General features: G+C 36.1%; 4 protein-coding genes. 1 reads left to right on the top strand and 3 read right to left on the bottom strand.

The annotated features are described in order from the left end of the window. A partial coding sequence (locus WFK35_RS21520; protein WP_336734584.1) for a TolC family protein occupies positions 1 to 858 on the bottom strand: 858 nt, incomplete at its 3' end. Then, positions 842 to 1,468 carry a TetR/AcrR family transcriptional regulator gene (locus tag WFK35_RS21515; protein WP_336734583.1) on the bottom strand — a complete coding sequence of 209 codons (627 nt, stop codon included), beginning with the start codon at positions 1,466 to 1,468 and terminating at the stop codon, positions 842 to 844. The genes WFK35_RS21520 and WFK35_RS21515, both read right to left, overlap by 17 nt. Positions 1,469 to 1,626: 158 nt before the next feature. On the opposite strand from WFK35_RS21515, the gene WFK35_RS21510 reads away from it, so the two are divergent. Next, entirely contained in the window at positions 1,627 to 1,854 is a 228-nt protein-coding gene (locus tag WFK35_RS21510) for a hypothetical protein (protein ID WP_214590391.1), read from the top strand. A gap of 37 nt (positions 1,855 to 1,891) precedes the next feature. On the opposite strand, the gene WFK35_RS21505 is transcribed toward WFK35_RS21510, so the two are convergent. Further along, on the bottom strand, positions 1,892 to 3,007 hold the full coding sequence (locus WFK35_RS21505) for a DNA polymerase III subunit (protein WP_336734582.1): 1,116 nt from the start codon (positions 3,005 to 3,007) through the stop codon (positions 1,892 to 1,894). Between the last annotated feature and the right edge of the window lie 429 nt (positions 3,008 to 3,436).

Raw genomic sequence — 3,436 nt, 5'->3', positions numbered from 1 at the left:
GGAAGGAAGATTTTCAGCTTTTGCAAATTTTGTTCCCAAAGCTGCTGCCTGTCTCTGTTTATCCAGAGCCTGAAGATCTTTACGGTTTTCTCTCGCTTCGTTTAAATAAAAATCAAGCGGTTTTACTTCATTTCCTTCTTCAATATAGTTTTGATCTACCTCGATTTCGGTGGTTTCCGGAAGTCCAAGCAATAAATCCATATTGATATTGGCAATATTGTAGTTGTTTTTTGCTTCCAGTAACTGAAGTTCTATGTTTGAAGTCTGCAAACTTGCTTTTAAACGGTCGTTTCTCGCAATTACTCCGTTATTTTCAAGTTTAAGGAATGTTTCGTCTCTTTTTTGGGAAGCGGTAAGGTTTTCTTCTAAAACTTTAATGGACTGGTTGGCTTTAAACAAATTATTGTAAGCCTGTGCTACGTTATAAGCAATGGCTACTTTATCGTTTTCAGTGGTTAATCTGGATGCTTCCACTAAATATTTTGCAGATTCGATGCCGTATCTTATTCTTCCTCCACTGTAAATCGGAACGCTTAGATTGGCTGTTCCGTAAGCAACCTGATGAACTTCCGGACCTCCTCCGGAAACTCCGGGAAGTTTAATATCAATATTCGGTTTAAAAGGAAGATACATGTAGCTTCCTGAAACCTTAAGCTCGGGAAGCTGTCTGTTTTTAGCTTCCAGAAGATTCGCAGTGGCTTCTTCTATTTTTGCAGCATCAATCTTAAGATTTTTGCTGTTCTGGATTCCCAACTGCACAGCATCATCAAGAGTGAGGGTCTTTTTCTCCTGAGCATTTGCGTTTGCAATCCCTACGAATAGAGCAAGCGCAAGGACTGAGTTATTTATTTTCTTCATAACCTAGAAGGTCTTTTAGTAGATATTTAATATGTTTATTAAGTTCTGTGTAATATTTTTCATCAAAAACTTCTTCTTCATTGGTGTCGTTAAGAAATTCCTTATACATTTCTTTTGCATTAGAAGCGTAGAATAAAGTTCCGCTCACCGTGGAATGAAGAAGGTAGATCGGAGGATTTTTTGTGAAAATTCCTTTCTGAAGACCGCTTTCCAGAATTTTTGAATACATGGAAATGAATCCCATTTTGGTTTCTTTCAGAAATTCTACGATCTGCGGATTTTCTGCGTGGAGCTGTTCTCTCTGCATGATCCTGTAGAAACATTTGTTGTGTCTTACTTTTCCTGCAAACTGATCTACGATTTTTTCAACTTTTTCCCATTCGTTGATATCGGTTCTTTCGATAATATCTTTGGAAAAAAACTGTCCCTCGCTCATTCTGTATTCTACCAGTTTCTCGTACAGTTTTTCTTTGGAACCGAAATAATAAGAGATCATAGAAATATTAACATTTGCAGCTTTGGCAATTTCTCTTGTAGAAGTTCCTTGAAAACCTTTCTCTGCGAAAAGTTTCTCTGCGGCAAATAATATATTTTCTTCTTTTGAAATCATCTTTACTCTTGTATCTGTTTTTTCGGGTGCAAATCTACGACCAATTTTTCATAAATCAAACGATTGATTGATTTTTAATTAAAATTTAATTTTTTTTTTATCTTAAATTCCTCCGAAAAGAAAAATTACTATATTTGGATTCATTAAAAATTTAGATCATGAAAAAAATAGTTTCAGTTTTAGCAATTGCTTTGTTCACGCTGAACTTTGCGCAGGAAACTCCAAAAGGTGCATGCTGTGCAGGAAAAGACAAAAAAGAATGTTCTGTAAAAGACAAGAAAGCCTGCGGAGATCATCATAAAGACTGTGATGCCAAGCACAAAACAGCAGAGAACAGCACGAAAACAACTGATAAAAAAGCTGCCAAAGTAAAGAAAACAGCTTAAGAATAAAAAAACTCCGAAGGATATTCGGAGTTTTTATTTAGCTTTTATGGATGTATCTTGATAATTTTATTCCAAGATCTGTCCAGACAATTTTAGGATTTCCGTTTCGGGTTAAATGCAGATCGGCAGTGCTGATTTCTTCAAGAATACTTTCAATATTGGCTCCGCTGATGAATTTTGAGAATCCAGTCCAGTTGAAACCATTGGCATCAATCTTTTTATAGACTAAATTCTCCGACTGATAGTTCTGCAGCAAAGCGAGTCTGAAAATCTCGGAACAGTAGTTTAAGAAGTTTTTCTGCTTTTCACGGTTCCAGCCTGCAATTTCTCTTGCCCAAAGAATGATGCTTCGCAGAAATTCAGGTTTCTTTTTTACCATAAATGCATCACGAACCCATTGAACAAAAAGCTTTTCGAACTCATCGGTTTTATTTCCGGACTGTAAAAGTTTCAAAGCTTCATTAAGGTCCCCCTGAGCCTGATGGATGATTTCCCCCGTCTTGTCTTCTGAAAGATTATAGTTTTTTTTCAGATAAATTTCCAGATCTTCATCGTTTATTCTCGGTACTTCTACAATCTGCGTTCTCGAAAGAATGGTGGGTAAAATATCGTTGGTAGATTCTGCGGTAAGTAAAATAATTGTTTTCGCAGGAGGTTCTTCTAAAAACTTCAGGAATTTGTTGGATGCAGCGACATTCATTTTATCTGCTCTCCAGACAATGAGAATTTTAGTTCCGCCTTCGTAACTTTTTAAAGAAAATTTCTGGTTCTGCTCATCAATTTCATCTGCCGAAATAAAAAGCTGCTTGTTTTCGGATTCTAAAACAGCCGTCCATTCATCATATCCTGCATAGGGAGATTTAAGAACCATATCCCTGAATTCATCAAATTTATTTTTGCTTAATGAGTTTTTGTTATCCGTAAAAACCGGAAAACTGAAATGCAGATCGAGATGATTGAGATGCTCCACTTTCGCTCCTGCGTGTGGATTTTCGCTGCTCAGAATTTCTTTGGCATACGCCAATGCAACCGGCAGTGTTCCGTAGCCTTCTCTGCCTACAAAAAGCTGGGCATGGCTTACTCTGCTTTCGGCGATACTGTCTCTAAGAAGTTTTTTCAGACTTTCCTGTCCGGCAATGTTCTCCCAATTCATGATTCAAAGATAAGAAATTTGTAATTCGCAGAATGTGAATTTTTACTTCGCAGGTGAATTTTGCATTGCAGATCTATTGTGAATTTTATCATACAGTATACAGACAATGTGCAAAAAATTCACAACCAAAGCGAATTTACAATTAAGAATTCATCATAATTATAGCTATTCATCCCCCTTAACAAACTTTAACCTCTTATAATTTTTACAATTCATTAATATTTAAGATATTTGCGCATTGTTTTAAAAATAAAGAATGAAAAAAATCTTTGTACTATCATTGATATCAGTTGGATATTTCCTTAACGCGCAGAATCTGAGTAACTCTCCTTATGCAACTTACGGAATCGGAGATGTAAAATATGATAATACGATCGAAACTACCTCAATGGGAGGTATATCTACCGCTTTTATAAGTGATTTTACAAG

Origin of the sequence: Chryseobacterium sp. VD8, from assembly GCF_037149975.1 — a bacterium.
Classification (GTDB): Bacteria; Bacteroidota; Bacteroidia; order Flavobacteriales; family Weeksellaceae; genus Chryseobacterium; species Chryseobacterium indicum.
The sequence above is the reverse complement of the archived record's forward strand: the minus strand, read 5'-3'. Positions and strand labels throughout refer to the sequence as shown.

Bases quoted from the DNA above. Each gene is read 5' to 3' on its own strand.
- WFK35_RS21510 (WP_214590391.1), top strand. From the start codon at position 1,627: ATGAAAAAAATAGTTTCAGTTTTAGCAATTGCTTTGTTCACGCTGAAC.
- WFK35_RS21505 (WP_336734582.1), bottom strand. From the start codon at position 3,007: ATGAATTGGGAGAACATTGCCGGACAGGAAAGTCTGAAAAAACTTCTT.
- WFK35_RS21515 (WP_336734583.1), bottom strand. From the start codon at position 1,468: ATGATTTCAAAAGAAGAAAATATATTATTTGCCGCAGAGAAACTTTTC.